The organism is Caldimonas hydrothermalis (assembly GCF_056746695.1).
Genome location: NZ_JBWQXA010000009.1, coordinates 120,521 through 135,311 on the forward strand (window position 1 = coordinate 120,521; position 14,791 = coordinate 135,311).

Here is a 14,791-nt window from a genome sequence, read left to right on the forward strand (position 1 = left end):
TGGCGGCCTGTGTCCGGGGGGGCGGGGGGCCTAGCCCTGCAAGGCCTCCACGAGCACCCCTGCGCGCAGTGGGCCAGTGTGTCCCTCGGCGACCCAGCGGTCGGCTGCCGCGCCGTGCTGGTGGACCGCCAGGGTGGCGGCCTCCCAGGCGTCGAGGCCCTGGGCCCACAAGCCAGCGAGCCAGCCTGCCAGCACGTCGCCGGTGCCGGCCGTGGCCAGGGCGGCGTTGCCGCTGCGGTTGATCCATGGGGCGCGTGAAGCCTGTGCGACCACGGTGCCCGACCCCTTGAGCACCACGGTGCAGCCCCAGCGCGCCGCCAGGGTCTGGGCGGCAGCCAGGCGGTCGGCCTGCACCTCGCGGGACGATGCCGCGCCCAGCAGCCGCGCCGCCTCCAGCGGATGCGGGGTCAGCACGGTGGCCTGCCCACGACGGGCGCGGTGCTGCAACTGAAGCTGCAAGCCAGCGTCGGCGGCCACGGCATTGAGCGCATCGGCATCGAGCACCAGGCGCGGGGCGCGTCCCAACCACCATGGCAAGGCGGCACCCATGGCCGCCCCCCCGCCGCAGCCACACACCACGGTCAGCGCGTCGGTGGGCAGCAAGGCGGCATCCTGGGCCCGCCGCCCCATCAGCTCGGGATGGGCAGGGTCCAGCAGCGCCGCCTGCGGGTCCAGCGGCTGGACGTAGACCCGTCCGGCACCGGCCGCCAGCGCCGCCCGTGCGGCCAGCCACAGCGCCCCAGTCATGCCGGTCGTGCCCCCGACGACCAGCACCTCGCCGAAGCTGCCCTTGTGCTGGGCATGGCGCCGTGCGGGCAGGGGCCGGCTGCTGGCACCGAGCCAGGCGTCCGCCTGCGCCTGGGGGGTGATGCCCAGACCGTCGAACCACACCCGTCCTGCCAGGTCTCGTCCATCGGCGGTGAACAGGCCGGGTTTGAGCGTCAGCAGGCTCAGGGTGTGGTCGGCGCGCACCGCTGCGTCGGGGCTGCCGCCCAGGCAGCCTCCAGTGTCGGCCTCCAGACCGGTGGGCAGGTCCACCGCCAGCACCGGGCCTGGGTGGCGGCGCAGGGCCTGCACCGCCCGAGCGATCGGACCTTCCGGGGCGCGGCGACTACCCAGGCCGAGCAGGGCGTCGATGGCCAGGCTGCCTGCCGGCAGCCCGGTGGGGGCTTCGACGTCCTGGCCGGCGACGATGGGCACCCCGGCCTGCCGCGCCCGCTCCAGGGCTTTGGCGGCATCGGCCGGCAGACGCTGCGGATCGGCCCAGAGATGGACCTGCACGGCCCATCCGGCCGCGCGCAGGTGGACGGCGGCTTCGAGGCCGTCGCCGCCATTGTTGCCCGGCCCGGCCGCAATCCAGGCCGACGGTGCGTGCGGTGCGATGGCCAGGGCCAGGCGTGCCACCGAACGGCCCGCCCGAGCCATCAGAGGGGGGGCGGGCAGGCCGGCCTGCGCGGCCGCCTCGATCTCGCGGCTGGTGGCGGTGCGGTACAGGGGCCAGGCCTCATCACAGGACAGGACCGGCAGCGGGACAGGCAAAGAGGTGGACAAGGCGCGGCGCAGGAGTGCTGGAGACGGCACGATATCGCGCCTGAGCCGGCCTGCAAAGCGGGCGCCTGCCGAAACCGCCCCCGTCGCCGGCTCAGGCGAGGCCGCAGGCGGTGTTCGCCGGCGAGAGCGTCGCCTCCACCGCTAGCGCCAGGCTCAGCAGCACGTCGTCCTGACCGGCCCCGGCCCACAGCATCAGTCCAACCGGCCAGTCGCCTGCAGGTGGGCAGGGTAACGACAGGGCGCAGCCGTCCAGGAAATTCACCACCGACGGGTTGCGCAGCAGCAGCGCATTGAGACGGAAGAACGCAGCGTCATCGTCGGCGATCTGGGCGATCGGCGGGGCCACACACGGCACGGTGGGCGAGAGCAGGGCATCGAAGCCGGCGATGCGGGCCTGTACACGTTCGATCCACTCGGCGCGTGCGCGCTGCAGGGCCAGATAATCGGCCGCCTGCATGTCCTGGCCGCTGCGGATGCGCCGGGCCACGCGGGGGTCGTACCGTGCCTCGTGCGCCTCGATCAGCGTGCGGTGCCAGGCCCAGCTTTCCGCGGCCGGGAAATTGCAGTGCGTCTGCAGCGCGGGCAGTTCGGTCAGCTCCGGCAGATCGAATTCCTCGATGGGGTAGCCCGCGGCGCGCAGCCCGCACAGCGCGGCCTCGAACCGGCGAGCCACCGTCGGCTCCAGCGCATCGAGCATCAGCGTGCGCGGCACACCCAGACGCCAGCGCCCCGGCGGACGGGGGAGCCGCCGGACCGGGCGGTCGGCCAGGACCTCGTGCAGCAGCACGGCGTCGCGCACCGAGCGGGTGATCGCACAAGCCGTATCGAGCGTGGGTGAGAGCGGGATGCAGCCGTCCAGTGGCACGAGTCGCGCGGTGCACTTGAAGCCCACCAGCCCTTGCAGCGCGGCCGGAATGCGGATGGAGCCGCCTGTGTCCGAGCCCAGGGCGGCCCAGGCGGCGCCGGTGGCCACCGAAACGGCGGCGCCCGAACTGGAGCCGCCGGGGATGCGCGGGGTCGCCGGGTCGAGTGCGGCCGTCGCCGGATTGGCCGCAGGAGGGTGGTGCGGGTTCCAGCCCACGCCCGAGTAGGCGAACTCCGTCATGTGGGTGTGCCCGATGAGTGCCGCCCCGGCGCGGCGCAAGCGGGCCACGGCGGCGGCATCGTGGGTCGCCGGCGCCCGGTCGGCGAGGACCCGCGAGCCCGCCGTGGTGGGGTGACCGGCCACGTCGAAGAGGTCCTTGATGCTCACCGGCAGCCCGGCCAGCGGCCCGGTGGGTGCGCCGGCGGCCCGGGCCTGGTCCGCTGCCAAGGCCGCCACCCGGGCCTGGGCCTCGAAAAGGCGCAGGAAGGCCGCGCGCGCCGGCCCCCGGGCAGCCGCCAGGGCCGACTCGACCAGCTCGACGGCGTGCCGGCGGCCTTCATGCAATTGCAAGCGCAGGGCGGTGAGGTCTTCGGGCATGGCGTGTGGTGCTATACTCTTTGGGTTTACCTGCAGGCGTTTGGCAAGCCTTGCGGCTGCAGGAGACGAAAAACGCGAATCCGGCCATCGAATGGCCTCGGGGCGGGGCCTCGAGAGATGCGAAAGGTGTCGCCTGGGCATGAAGCCCGGCGATTGGCGCCGGATTCTAGACCCAACCTTTTGGAGCGCTCACATGCCCGTCACCATGCGTGAAATGCTGGAAGCCGGCGTCCATTTCGGACACCAGACCCGCTTCTGGAACCCCAAGATGGCCCCCTACATCTTCGGCCATCGCAACAAGATCCACATCGTCAACCTCGAAAAGACGCTGCCGATGTTCGAGGAGGCGATGAAGTTCGTCCGCCAACTCAGCAGCCGCCGCGGCACCATCCTCATGGTGGGCACCAAGCGCCAGGCCCGGGAGATCGTTGCCCAGGAAGCCCAGCGTGCCGGCATGCCTTACGTCGACCAGCGCTGGCTGGGCGGCATGCTCACGAACTTCAAGACCGTCAAGGCTTCGCTGAAGAAGCTCAAGGACATGCAGGCCCAGGTCGAAGCCGGCCTGGACCAGCTCAGCAAGAAGGAAGCTCTGTTGTTTCAGCGCGAGCTCGCCAAGCTCGAAAAGGACATCGGCGGCATCCAGGACATGACCGCGCTGCCCGATGCGCTGTTCGTGATCGACGTGGGCTACCACAAGATCGCCGTGGCCGAGGCCAAGAAGCTGGGCATCCCGGTGATCGGTGTCGTTGACACCAACCACTCGCCGGCCGAGATCGACTACGTCATCCCGGGCAATGACGACTCCGCCAAGGCGGTAGCCCTGTACGCCCGTGCCGTGGCCGATGCCGTGCTCGAAGGCCGTGCCAACGCCGTGAGCGAGGTGGTTCAGGCCGCCGCCGGTGAAGACGAGTTCGTGGAAGTAAACGAGACGGCCTGAGGACCGCCCACACACTCGTCCAGGGGCTGGTTCAGCCCCTTTTTTTCAACGCAAAACGTACACCCGACCCCGGCCGCGCCGCTGATGCGCGCGGCCTGCGACATAGGAGAACAAAGATGCCCGCAATTACCGCAAGCATGGTGGCCGAACTGCGTGCCAAGACCGACGCACCGATGATGGAGTGCAAGAAGGCGCTGACCGAGGCCGATGGCGACATGGCCCGCGCCGAGGAGATCCTGCGCGTCAAGCTCGGCAACAAGGCCGGCAAGGCCGCCTCGCGCGTGACCGCCGAGGGTGTGGTGGCCGCCTCGATCAACGACACCACCGGCGCGCTGGTGGAGGTCAACTGCGAGACCGACTTCGTGTCCAAGAACGACGCCTTCCTGGCCTTCGCCAAGGCGGTGGCCGGCCTCGTGGTCGAGCACAACCCTGCCGATATCGTGGCCCTGTCGGCGCTGCCGCTGTCGATGGAAGGTTTCGGGCCGACCGTCGAGGACGTGCGCAAGGGCCTGATCGGCAAGATCGGCGAGAACATGACCATTCGCCGCTTCAAGCGCTATGCCGGCGGTGGCAAACTGGCTCACTATCTGCATGGCACCCGCATCGGTGTGATCGTCGAGTTCGATGGGGATGACGTGGCCGCCAAGGACGTGGCCATGCATGTGGCGGCGATGAAGCCGGCCGCGCTGTCGGCCGCCGACGTGCCCGCGGACCTGGTGGACAAGGAGCGCAAGATCGCGGCCGAGAAGGCTGCCGAAAGCGGCAAGCCGGCCGACATCGTCGCCAAGATGGTCGAGGGTTCGGTGCAGAAGTTCCTCAAGGAGGTCTCGCTGCTCGACCAGGTGTTCGTCAAGGCCGCCGATGGCAAGCAGACCGTCGGCCAGTACCTCAAGGGCGCCGGCACCACCGTCAAGGGTTTCACCCTGTACGTCGTGGGTGAGGGCATCGAGAAGAAGCAGGACGACTTCGCCGCCGAGGTGGCCGCCCAGGTCGCCGCTGCCAAGGGTCAGTGAGTCCCGCCGTCCGCCGAACCGATACACTTTCCACGCGCTGCCCACGATCGGAGGATCTGCATGCCGACCTACAAACGCGTCCTGCTCAAGCTCTCGGGTGAAGCCCTGATGGGCGACGATGCGTACGGCATCAACCGCGCCACGATCGTGCGCATCGTGCGCGAGATCCAGGAGGTCACGGCCCTGGGCTGCGAGGTGGCCGTGGTGATTGGCGGCGGCAACATCTTCCGTGGCGTGGCTGGCGGCTCGGTCGGTATGGACCGGGCCACGGCGGACTACATGGGCATGCTGGCCACGGTGATGAACGCCCTGGCCCTGGCCGACACGATGCGCCAGGAGGGCATGACCGCCCGCGTGATGTCGGCCATCGGCATCGAGCAGATCGTCGAGCCCTACGTCCGGCCCAAGGCCCTGCAATATCTGGAAGAGGGCAAGCTCGTGGTCTTTGCCGCCGGCACCGGCAATCCCTTCTTCACCACCGACACCGCCGCCGCGCTGCGCGGCGCGGAGATCGGCGCGCAGATCATGCTCAAGGCCACCAAGGTCGATGGGGTTTACACCGCCGACCCGAAGAAGGATCCCGAAGCCACACGCTACACCAGCATCAGCTTCGACGAGGCCATTGTGAAGAACCTGCAGGTGCTGGACGCGACGGCCTTTGCGCTGTGCCGCGACCAGAAGCTGCCGATCAAGGTGTTCAGCATCTTCAAGCCCGGCGCGCTCAAGCGGGTGGTGCTGGGCGAGGATGAGGGCACCCTGGTCCATGTTTGAGGAGCACGTTTTCCATGAGCATCGCTGACATCAAGAAGACTGCCGAGCAGAAGATGGCCAAGTCGGTCGAGGCCTTCAAGCACGAGCTCGCGAAGATCCGTACCGGCCGGGCCCATCCGGGCCTGCTGGACCAGGTGCACGTCGAGTACTACGGCTCGATGGTGCCCATCAGCCAGGTGGCCAACGTCACGCTGCTGGATGCCCGCACGATCAGCGTGCAGCCCTGGGAAAAGGGCATGGGCCCCAAGATCGAGAAAGCCATTCGCGAGTCTGACCTGGGCCTGAACCCCGCGGCGCAAGGCGACCTGCTGCGCGTGCCGATGCCCCCGCTCACCGAGGAGCGCCGCAAGGAGCTGACCAAGGTGGTGCGTCATGCCGGCGAGGAGGCCAAGGTGGCCGTGCGCAACCTGCGTCGCGACGCCAACGAGCATGCCAAGAAGCTGCTCAAGGACAAGCAGATCACCGAGGACGAGGAGCGCCGCTCCCAGGACGAGATCCAGAAGCTCACTGACCGCACCGTGGCCGAGATCGACAAGCTGATCGCTGCCAAGGAAGCTGAGATCATGGCCGTCTGAGGGCCCGCTTGATCGCGCGCGCACGCTTGACCTTGCCCGGCAAGGAGCCGCAGCCATGATGCCGCGTCACGTCGCGATCATCATGGACGGCAATGGACGCTGGGCCAGCCGCAGGCTGATGCCCCGTGGCATGGGCCACAAGGCCGGTGTCGATGCGCTGGTGCGCACGGTCGAGGCCTGCGCGCGCCGCGGCATTCCCTATCTGACGGTCTTTGCGTTTTCGTCCGAGAATTGGCAACGCCCGCAGGAGGAGGTCAGTGGCCTGATGTCCCTGGTGCTCAGCACGGTGGGGCGCCACCTCGGCGAGCTGGCCCGCAAGGGCGTGAGGGTGCGCATCGTCGGTGACCGCACGGCAGTGTCGGACCAGGTCAACCAGGCGTGGACGCAGGCCGAGGAGGCCACGCAACACAATCACGGCCTCACGCTCACGGTGGCCTTCAACTACGGGGGGCGCTGGGACGTGGTGCAGGCCTGTCGCCGCGCGCTGGCGGCCGGGGTGCGGCCGGAGGACCTGGACGAGGCCGCCATCGCACGCCATCTGTCGCTGTCCTATGCCCCGGACCCGGACCTCCTGATCCGCACTGGTGGGGAGATGCGCATCAGCAATTTCCTGCTGTGGCAGTCGGCCTACACCGAACTGCACTTCACGGACTGCCTCTGGCCCGATTTCAACGACGTGGAACTCGACCGCGCGCTGCAGTCTTACGCACGCCGGGACCGGCGTTTCGGCCGTGTGTCCGAGGCCGGCAATGCCGTGCGCGAGGCCTGACCATGCTCAAGCAACGGGTGATCACGGCCGTCGTGCTGCTGCTGCTGGCTCTGCCTGCGCTGCTGGCCTCCCATCCCGGTCCGTTCGCACTGTTCAGCACCGTGCTGCTGGCTGCTGCTGGGTGGGAATGGTCCCGCCTGAACTTGCCGTCGAAGGGGGCGGCCTACGCCACCGGCGGTCTGATGGCCCTGGGGTGTGCGGGGCTGTGGTGGGCCGGCTGGTCCGCCGACCGGGGCCTCGCGCCCCTGTGGTGGCTGGCCCTGATGCTGTGGGTGCTGGGCGGCGCCTGGGCGCTTCGCGGCGGTGTGTCGGGCTGGTCGGCCGTGCCAGCCGGCCTGCGCTGGCTGCTGGGCGTGTTGCTGCTGTGGCTGGCCTGGCTGGCCCTGAACCAGTCCATGGCGGTGGGGGTCAACCACCTGCTGTCGGTCCTGTGCCTCGTGTGGGTGGCCGACATCGCCGCCTACTTTGGCGGGCGGGCTTTCGGCCGGCGTAAACTGGCTCCGGCGATCAGCCCGGGCAAGAGCTGGGAAGGCGTGTGGAGCGGAGGAGCCGGCGTGCTCGTGCTGGCCGGCGCCTGGATCGCCTTCGACCGCAGCGGCCTGGCCGACGGTCCCAGCCTCTACACGGCGTTGCAGGCGCGGTGGGGCCTGGGCGGCTTGGTGGTGGTGTGTGTTTTCCTGACGGCCATGAGCGTGGTGGGGGATCTGTTCGAGTCCCTGGTCAAGCGCGCAGCGGGCGTCAAGGACAGCAGTGGTCTGCTGCCGGGCCATGGCGGCGTGCTCGACCGCATCGACGCCTTGCTGCCCGTCTTTCCGATCGCGATGGCCCTGGGGAGCCTGTGACCATGGTTCAGCGTCTTTGCATCCTGGGCTCGACGGGCTCGATCGGGACAAGCACGCTGGACGTGGTGGCGCTGCATCCCGATCGCTTCGAGGTCGTGGCGCTGACGGCGCACACGCGCGTGCAGACCCTGCTGACGCAATGTCTGCGCTGGAAGCCGCGTTTTGCCGTGATGACCGATGCCGCCGCGGCGCGTGCCTTGCGCCAGGCGGTGCGCGAGGCGGGCGTGCGCACCGAGGTGCTCGACGGTGATCAGGCCCTGGAAGACATGGCGGCCCATCCCGACGTGGATGCCGTGATGGCGGCCATCGTCGGGGCGGCTGGCTTGCGCCCTTGTCTGGCCGCGGCCCGTGCGGGCAAGAAGCTGATGCTGGCGAACAAGGAGGCGCTGGTGGTCGGCGGTGCGCTGTTCATGGAGGCGGTGCGTGCCGGCGGAGGCACGCTGCTGCCCATCGACAGCGAGCATTCGGCGATCTTCCAGTGTCTGCCCGAGAACCCCGCGACCTGGCCGCAGCGGATCGAACGCATCGTACTGACCGCATCGGGCGGGCCTTTCCGCGAACGCGACCCGGCCACGCTGTCCACCGTGACGCCGCAGGAGGCCTGTGCCCATCCGAACTGGGTGATGGGACGCAAGATCTCCGTGGACTCGGCCACGATGATGAACAAGGCGCTGGAGGTGATCGAGGCGCGTTGGCTCTTCGATCTGCCGCCCGAGCGCATCGAGGTGCTGATCCATCCGCAAAGCATCGTGCACTCGATGGTGGTGTGCAAGGACCACTCGGTGCTGGCCCAGTTGGGCACGCCCGACATGAAGGTGCCCATCGCCTATGGCCTGGCCTACCCCGAGCGCATTGCCTCGGGCGCCGGGTTGCTGGACCTCACGCGCACGACGGCGTTGAGTTTCGAGGCCCCCGATCCCCGCCGGTTTCCGGGGCTGGGCCTGGCCTGGCAGGCCCTGTCGGCCCGGCATGGCACCACCGCCGTGCTCAATGCGGCCAACGAGGAGGCCGTCGCCGCCTTCCTGGATGGAACCATCCGCTTCGACCAGATTCACACGGTGAATCTGCGCACCCTCGAAGCGGTGCTGCCCGAGACGGACGTGCGCGACTGTCTGGACGCGCTGCTGGCACTGGATGCCCGGGCCCGGCACCAGGCGCGCGGCATCGTCACGGAGCTTTCGGCATGATCATCACCGTCCTGGCCTTTCTGGTCACGCTGGGCATCCTCATCGTGGTGCACGAGTGGGGGCACTACCGCATGGCGAGGGCCTGCGGAGTGAAGGTGCTGCGCTTCTCGGTGGGGTTCGGCCGGGTCCTGTGGCGCCGCCAGCGCCACCCCGACGCCACCGAGTTCGTGGTGTGTGCACTGCCTTTTGGCGGTTATGTGCGCATGCTCGACGAGCGCGAGGGCATGGTGCCGCCGGAGCAGGTGCATCAGGCCTTCAACCGCCAACCCCTGAAGGCCCGGGCCGCCATTGTCGCAGCGGGCCCGGCGGCCAATCTCGTGCTGGCCGTGTTGCTGTACGCGGCCGTCGGCTGGATCGGCATGGATGAGCCCAAGGCCGTGCTGGGGGCGCCGGCCGCCGGCAGCTTGGCCGAGCGGGCCGGCCTGCGCGCGGGTGACTGGGTGCAGGGCGTGCGCACGCCCGACGGGCAGACCGAGCCGGTGCGCTCGTTCAGCGACCTGCGCTGGCAGATCACCGAGGCGGCCGTGGGCGAGCGCGATCTCGACCTGGAGGTGACCGATCCCCAGGGACGCCATCCCCGCACCGTGAGGCTGCCGCTGGCCAGCCTGGGCACGCGCGAGGTCGATGCCCAGCTCATGTCGAAGGTGGGCCTCGGGGCACCATACAGCGAACCCGTCCTTGGCGAGATCCTGGCCGACGGGCCGGCCTCGCGCGCGGGTCTGCGCCGGGGCGACCGCGTGCTCAGCGTAGATGGTCAGGTCATCCAGGATGCCGCACGCCTGCGCGAGCGCATCCGGCAGGCCGTGCGGGACGGTGCACCGGTGCCGATGCGCTGGCGCATCGAGCGTGCCGGACAGGTGCTCGAGGTGGATGTGACGCCCTCGATGCATCGCCAGGGCGATCAGGTCCTCGGGCGCATCGAAGCCTTCGTGGGCCAGCCGGTCGAGTTCGTCACCGTCCGTTACGGCTTTTTGGATGGCCTGGGCTATGCCCTGGGCCGCACCTGGGAGGTCTCGGTCCTGAGCCTGCGCATGCTGGGCAAGATGGTGGTGGGCGATGCCTCGCTGAAGAACCTGAGCGGGCCTCTGACCATTGCCGACTTCGCGGGCCAGTCGGTGCAGTTGGGCATGGCCTACTATCTGGGATTTCTCGCGCTGGTGAGCGTGAGCCTGGGCGTGCTCAACCTGCTTCCCTTGCCCGTCCTCGATGGAGGGCACCTGATGTATTATCTTTTCGAAGCAGTGACGGGGCGGCCGGTCTCCGAGGTGTGGCTCGAACGGCTGCAACGCGGCGGCGTAGCCATCATGCTCATGCTGATGTCACTCGCGCTCTACAACGACGTCGCCCGTCTTCTGGGTCTGCACTGACCGCATGCTGCGCAAAAACTCCACAACATCCTCCAAGCCTCGTTTCTCCCCCCGGTTGCGCGTCCTGGCGGCGGCTGCTCTGGCGGTCATGCACGGAGCGCTTGCCTGGGCTGCCGAGCCTTTCGTGCTGCGCGACATCCGCGTCGAAGGCCTGCAGCGCACCGAACCGGGTACGGTCTTCGGATCCCTGCCGTTTCGCATCGGTGACACCTACAACGATGACAAGGGGGCGGCCGCGCTGCGCGCGCTGTTCGCCACCGGCCTGTTCAAGGACGTGCGCATCGAGGTCGAGGGCGATGTGGTCGTGGTGGTGGTCGAAGAGCGCCCCATCATCGCCGGTGTCGAGTTCGTGGGAACCAAGGAATTCGACCGCGAGACGCTCACCAAGGCCTTGCGCGAGGTGGGCATCACCGACGGCCGCCCATACGACCAGGCGCTGATCGACCGGGCCGAGCAGGAGCTCAAGCGCCAGTACCTGTCGCGCAGCCTCTACGGCGCCGAGGTGATCACCACGGTGACGCCGCTGGAGCGCAACCGCGTCAACGTCACCTTCACCGTGACCGAAGGCGGACAGGCGCGCATCCGCGAGATCCGCATCACCGGCAACCGCGCCTTCTCCGAGCGCGAGCTCAAAGGCCTGTTCGACCTGAACACCGGCGGCTGGATGAGCTGGTACACCAAGTCCGACCGCTACTCGCGGGCCAAGCTCAACGCCGACCTGGAGAAGCTGCGCTCGCACTATCTGAACCGCGGCTACCTGGAATTCGCGATCGAGTCGACCCAGGTGGCAATTTCGCCGGACAAGCAGGACATCACGATCACGATCAACGTGCGCGAAGGCCAGCCTTATGTGGTCACCGGTGTACGCCTGGAGGGTGATTACCTGGGCAAGGAGGACGACTTCAAGGCCCTGGTGAGCATCCAGCCCGGCCAGCCCTACCGTGCCGAAGCGGTGGCCGAAACGGTGCGCGCCTTCACCGAGCGCTTTGGCGCCTTCGGCTATGCCTTCGCGCGCATCGAACCGCGCACCGACATCGATCGCGCGACCGGACGCGTGGCCATCGCGCTGGTGGCCACCCCCCAGCGTCGTGTCTATGTGCGGCGGATCAACATCAGCGGCAACGCCCGCACTCGTGACGAAGTCATCCGGCGCGAGTTCCGTCAGTTCGAGTCGGCCTGGTACGACGGCGAGCGCATCCGTCTGTCGCGCGACCGTGTCGACCGTCTGGGCTTTTTCAGCGAGGTCAGCATCGATTCGGAGGAAGTGCCGGGCTCGCTCGACCAGGTGGACCTGAACCTGCGCGTGGTGGAAAAGCCCACGGGCAACCTGCTGCTGGGGGCGGGCTTCTCCAGTGCCGAGAAGCTCACGCTGACGGCCGCGATCAAGCAGGAGAACATCTTCGGCACGGGCAACTACCTGGGGGTGGAGTTCAACACGGGGCGCTACAACCGCACGCTGGTGGTCAGCACGGTCGACCCGTACTTCACGATGGATGGGGTGTCGCGCTCCATCGATGTGTACTACCGCACGACCCAGCCGCTGTCCAGCCAGGGCAGTGACTACAAGCTGGTGACGCCGGGCGCCTCGATCCGTTTCGGCATCCCGGTGACAGAGTACGACCGTGTGTTCGTCGGCATCGGCGTGGAGCGCACGGAGATCCGCGGCGAGCCCGGGGCCCTGCCCAACAGCTATTTCCGCTATCGCGAGCGCTTCGGCCCGGCGAGCCTGAGCGTGCCGCTGACCCTGGGCTGGACGCGTGACGACCGTGACAGTGCCCTTGTGCCCACACGGGGGCGCTACCAGCGCGTCAATGCCGAATGGAGCGTCGCGGGCGACACGCGCTATCTGCGCACGAACTACCAGTTCCAGCAGTACCTGTCGCTCACCCGGGACTTCACGCTGGCACTCAACACCGAGGTGGGCTGGGGCAAGGGCCTGCAGGGGCGTCCCTTCCCGGTGTTCAAGAACTTCTACAGCGGCGGCCTGGGCACGGTGCGCGGCTTCGGCCAGGGGTCGCTCGGTCCGGTGGACGCCACCGGCGCCTATGTGGGAGGCGCCAAGCGGCTGAACCTCAACGGCGAGCTCTATGTGCCGTTCCCGGGCTCGGGCAACGATCGCACGCTGCGACTGTTCGGCTTTGTCGATGTGGGCAACGTCTTCGGCGAGGACGACCGCATCCGCTTCGACGAGCTGCGCGCATCCAGCGGCATCGGGCTGAGCTGGATCTCTCCCGTGGGGCCGCTGAAGCTGGCCTATGGCATCCCGCTGCGCAAGCAGCCGGGCGATAGAATCGAGCGCATTCAATTCCAGATCGGAACCGCATTCTGATGAAGAAACTCGCATTGGCTGCCCTGACGGCCGTTCTCGTGTCCTTCGGGACGGCCCAGGTCGTGCAGGCCCAGGAGCTGAAGATCGGCTACGTGAACAGCGACCGCGTGATGCGCGATTCCGCGCCAGCCAAGGCGGCCACCAGCCGCTTGGAGGCCGAGTTCACGAGGCGCGACAAAGAACTCAACGAGCTCGGCGCCCGGCTGAAAGCCAGCTCCGAGCGCCTGGAGAAAGACGCCCCGACGCTGTCCGAATCCGAGCGGGCACGCCGCCAGCGCGAGCTGGTCGAGCAGGACCGCGAATTCCAGCGCCGTCGCCGCGAGCTGCAGGAAGACTTCAACCAGCGTCGCAACGAGGAGTTGGCGGCGATCGTCGAGCGGGCCAACCGGGTCATCAAGCAGATCGCCGAGGCGGAGAAGTACGACCTCATCGTGCAGGATGCGGTGCACTTCAGCCCGCGCGTGGACATCACCGACAAGGTGATCAAGGCCCTCAACGCCAACGGTGGCAAGTGAGCGATGTCCGACTGAGCCAGATCGTCGCCGAGCTGGGAGGGGAACTCCTCGGCTCGGGTGAGCTGCGCATCAGCCGGATCGGACCGCTCGAGGGGGCGGACGCCTCCACCCTCAGCTTCCTGGCGCATGCACGCTACCAGTCGCAGTTGCAATCGACGGCGGCGGGCTGTGTGATCGTCGCGCCAGCCTTCCGCGAGGCGGCGGCCGCCCGGGGTGCAGCCATCGTCACCCCCGACCCCTACCTTTATTTCGCCCGCGTGACCCAGTGGTGGGTGGCTCGCACCCGTGCGGTCCGGCCGGCCGGACGTCACCCCACGGCCGTGGTGAGTGAACAGGCCCGCATCGGCCAGGAGGTGCGCATCGAGGCGCATGCCGTGGTCGAGGAGGGGGCGGTGCTCGGCGACGGCGTCGTGATCGGCGCGCACTGTTTCGTTGGCGCCGGCGTCGTGGTCGGGCGTGGCACGCGGTTGGCGCCGCGCGTGACGCTGATGCCGGGCACCCGGCTGGGCGAGCGCTGCGTGTTGCATAGCGGCGTCGTGATCGGTGCCGACGGCTTCGGCTTCGCACCGAACGAAGGCCGCTGGGAGAAGATCGAGCAGCTCGGCGGAGTGTCCATCGGCAACGACGTGGAGATCGGCGCCAACAGTTGTGTGGACCGCGGCGCCCTGGACGACACCGTGATCGAGGACGGGGTCAAGCTGGACAATCTGGTGCAGATCGCCCACAACGTGCACATCGGGGCGCACACCGCAATGGCCGGCTGCGTGGGGGTGGCCGGCAGCGCACGCATCGGCCGGCACTGCACGGTGGGCGGCGGTGCCGGCATCCTGGGCCACCTGACGATCGCCGACCATGTGCACATCTCGTCGATGTCGCTGGTGACGCGCTCGCTGCTGCAGCCCGGGCTCTACAGCGGCGTGTTTCCCATCGACGAGAATGCCACCTGGGAAAAGAACGCCGCGACGCTGCGCCAGCTCCACCGGCTGCGCGAACGCGTGCGTGCCCTCGAAAAGAAAACGACACCATGATGGACATTCATTCGATCCTCAAGCAACTGCCTCACCGCTATCCCATCCTCCTGGTGGATCGCGTGCTGGAGGTGGAGGCCGGCAAGCGCATCCTGGCATTGAAGAACGTCAGTGCCAATGAGCCCTTCTTCCAGGGGCATTTCCCGAACCGTCCGGTGATGCCCGGCGTGCTGATGCTCGAGGCGCTGGCCCAGGCTTCGGCCTTGCTGGCCTTCACCTCGGCGTCGGTGGAGCGCGATCCGCGCGCGGTGTACTACTTCGTCGGCATCGACGGCGCCCGTTTCAAGCGGCCGGTGGAGCCGGGGGACCAATTGCTGCTGGATGTGACGCTCGATCGGGCGCGTGCCGGCATCTACAAGTTCAAGTGCCAGGCCCGTGTAGGCGAGGAGGTCGCGGTCGAGGCCGAGATCATGTGCACGCAGCGGCTGGTGCAGGCCTGAGCAGA

The 14,791-nt window shown here is 68.5% G+C and carries 14 protein-coding genes; 12 read left to right on the forward strand and 2 right to left on the reverse strand.

The window, feature by feature from the left end; translation table 11 throughout:
• Nucleotides 1-30: 30 nt before the first annotated feature.
• Entirely contained in the window at nucleotides 31-1,551 is a 1,521-nt protein-coding gene (locus tag AC1ECW_RS12350) for an NAD(P)H-hydrate dehydratase (protein ID WP_409703474.1), read from the reverse strand.
• Between the two features lie 91 nt (nucleotides 1,552-1,642).
• Nucleotides 1,643-3,013 carry an amidase gene (locus tag AC1ECW_RS12355; protein ID WP_409703471.1) on the reverse strand — a complete coding sequence of 457 codons (1,371 nt, stop codon included), beginning with the start codon at nucleotides 3,011-3,013 and terminating at the stop codon, nucleotides 1,643-1,645.
• 193 nt (nucleotides 3,014-3,206) lie between these two features.
• On the opposite strand from AC1ECW_RS12355, the gene rpsB reads away from it, so the two are divergent.
• The 12 genes from rpsB (at nucleotide 3,207) to fabZ (ending at nucleotide 14,786) form a co-directional block, all read left to right on the forward strand.
• Nucleotides 3,207-3,950 carry a 30S ribosomal protein S2 gene (gene rpsB / locus AC1ECW_RS12360; protein ID WP_409703468.1) on the forward strand — a complete coding sequence of 248 codons (744 nt, stop codon included), beginning with the start codon at nucleotides 3,207-3,209 and terminating at the stop codon, nucleotides 3,948-3,950.
• A gap of 116 nt (nucleotides 3,951-4,066) precedes the next feature.
• Nucleotides 4,067-4,963 carry a translation elongation factor Ts gene (gene tsf / locus AC1ECW_RS12365; protein WP_481201942.1) on the forward strand — a complete coding sequence of 299 codons (897 nt, stop codon included), beginning with the start codon at nucleotides 4,067-4,069 and terminating at the stop codon, nucleotides 4,961-4,963.
• 60 nt (nucleotides 4,964-5,023) lie between these two features.
• Complete coding sequence (gene pyrH / locus AC1ECW_RS12370; RefSeq protein ID WP_409657652.1) at nucleotides 5,024-5,734, forward strand: UMP kinase; 711 nt, start codon at nucleotides 5,024-5,026, stop codon at nucleotides 5,732-5,734.
• Between the two features lie 14 nt (nucleotides 5,735-5,748).
• Nucleotides 5,749-6,309 (forward strand): ribosome recycling factor, encoded by a 561-nt coding sequence (gene frr / locus AC1ECW_RS12375; protein ID WP_409657655.1) that lies wholly within the window; start codon nucleotides 5,749-5,751, stop codon nucleotides 6,307-6,309.
• A 58-nt stretch (nucleotides 6,310-6,367) separates the two neighbouring features.
• On the forward strand, nucleotides 6,368-7,078 hold the full coding sequence (uppS, locus tag AC1ECW_RS12380) for a polyprenyl diphosphate synthase (protein ID WP_409703526.1): 711 nt from the start codon (nucleotides 6,368-6,370) through the stop codon (nucleotides 7,076-7,078).
• A 2-nt stretch (nucleotides 7,079-7,080) separates the two neighbouring features.
• Nucleotides 7,081-7,920, forward strand: a complete 840-nt coding sequence (locus AC1ECW_RS12385; RefSeq protein WP_409703462.1) for a phosphatidate cytidylyltransferase — start codon at nucleotides 7,081-7,083, stop codon at nucleotides 7,918-7,920.
• A 2-nt stretch (nucleotides 7,921-7,922) separates the two neighbouring features.
• Nucleotides 7,923-9,107, forward strand: a complete 1,185-nt coding sequence (ispC, locus tag AC1ECW_RS12390; protein WP_409703459.1) for a 1-deoxy-D-xylulose-5-phosphate reductoisomerase — start codon at nucleotides 7,923-7,925, stop codon at nucleotides 9,105-9,107.
• Entirely contained in the window at nucleotides 9,104-10,474 is a 1,371-nt protein-coding gene (rseP, locus tag AC1ECW_RS12395; protein ID WP_481201943.1) for an RIP metalloprotease RseP, read from the forward strand. The genes ispC and rseP overlap by 4 nt, the downstream gene beginning before the upstream one ends.
• Before the next feature lie 88 nt (nucleotides 10,475-10,562).
• Entirely contained in the window at nucleotides 10,563-12,803 is a 2,241-nt protein-coding gene (bamA, locus tag AC1ECW_RS12400) for an outer membrane protein assembly factor BamA (RefSeq protein ID WP_409709973.1), read from the forward strand.
• The gene (locus AC1ECW_RS12405; RefSeq protein WP_409709971.1) at nucleotides 12,803-13,318 is read left to right on the forward strand and encodes an OmpH/Skp family outer membrane protein; all 516 of its coding nucleotides are present in this window, start codon (nucleotides 12,803-12,805) and stop codon (nucleotides 13,316-13,318) included. The genes bamA and AC1ECW_RS12405 overlap by 1 nt, the downstream gene beginning before the upstream one ends.
• Nucleotides 13,315-14,346, forward strand: coding sequence for a UDP-3-O-(3-hydroxymyristoyl)glucosamine N-acyltransferase (gene lpxD, locus AC1ECW_RS12410; RefSeq protein WP_481201944.1), 1,032 nt, complete (start codon nucleotides 13,315-13,317; stop codon nucleotides 14,344-14,346). Before AC1ECW_RS12405 ends, lpxD begins: the two co-directional genes overlap by 4 nt.
• Nucleotides 14,343-14,786, forward strand: a complete 444-nt coding sequence (gene fabZ, locus AC1ECW_RS12415) for a 3-hydroxyacyl-ACP dehydratase FabZ (protein ID WP_409706221.1) — start codon at nucleotides 14,343-14,345, stop codon at nucleotides 14,784-14,786. The genes lpxD and fabZ overlap by 4 nt, the downstream gene beginning before the upstream one ends.
• Nucleotides 14,787-14,791: the final 5 nt, after the last annotated feature.

Bases quoted from the DNA above. Each gene is read 5' to 3' on its own strand.
- AC1ECW_RS12355 (WP_409703471.1), bottom strand. From the start codon at position 3,013: ATGCCCGAAGACCTCACCGCCCTGCGCTTGCAATTGCATGAAGGCCGC.
- rpsB (WP_409703468.1), top strand. From the start codon at position 3,207: ATGCCCGTCACCATGCGTGAAATGCTGGAAGCCGGCGTCCATTTCGGA.
- tsf (WP_481201942.1), top strand. From the start codon at position 4,067: ATGCCCGCAATTACCGCAAGCATGGTGGCCGAACTGCGTGCCAAGACC.
- pyrH (WP_409657652.1), top strand. From the start codon at position 5,024: ATGCCGACCTACAAACGCGTCCTGCTCAAGCTCTCGGGTGAAGCCCTG.
- frr (WP_409657655.1), top strand. From the start codon at position 5,749: ATGAGCATCGCTGACATCAAGAAGACTGCCGAGCAGAAGATGGCCAAG.
- uppS (WP_409703526.1), top strand. From the start codon at position 6,368: ATGCCGCGTCACGTCGCGATCATCATGGACGGCAATGGACGCTGGGCC.
- AC1ECW_RS12385 (WP_409703462.1), top strand. From the start codon at position 7,081: ATGCTCAAGCAACGGGTGATCACGGCCGTCGTGCTGCTGCTGCTGGCT.
- ispC (WP_409703459.1), top strand. From the start codon at position 7,923: ATGGTTCAGCGTCTTTGCATCCTGGGCTCGACGGGCTCGATCGGGACA.
- rseP (WP_481201943.1), top strand. From the start codon at position 9,104: ATGATCATCACCGTCCTGGCCTTTCTGGTCACGCTGGGCATCCTCATC.
- bamA (WP_409709973.1), top strand. From the start codon at position 10,563: ATGCACGGAGCGCTTGCCTGGGCTGCCGAGCCTTTCGTGCTGCGCGAC.
- AC1ECW_RS12405 (WP_409709971.1), top strand. From the start codon at position 12,803: ATGAAGAAACTCGCATTGGCTGCCCTGACGGCCGTTCTCGTGTCCTTC.
- fabZ (WP_409706221.1), top strand. From the start codon at position 14,343: ATGATGGACATTCATTCGATCCTCAAGCAACTGCCTCACCGCTATCCC.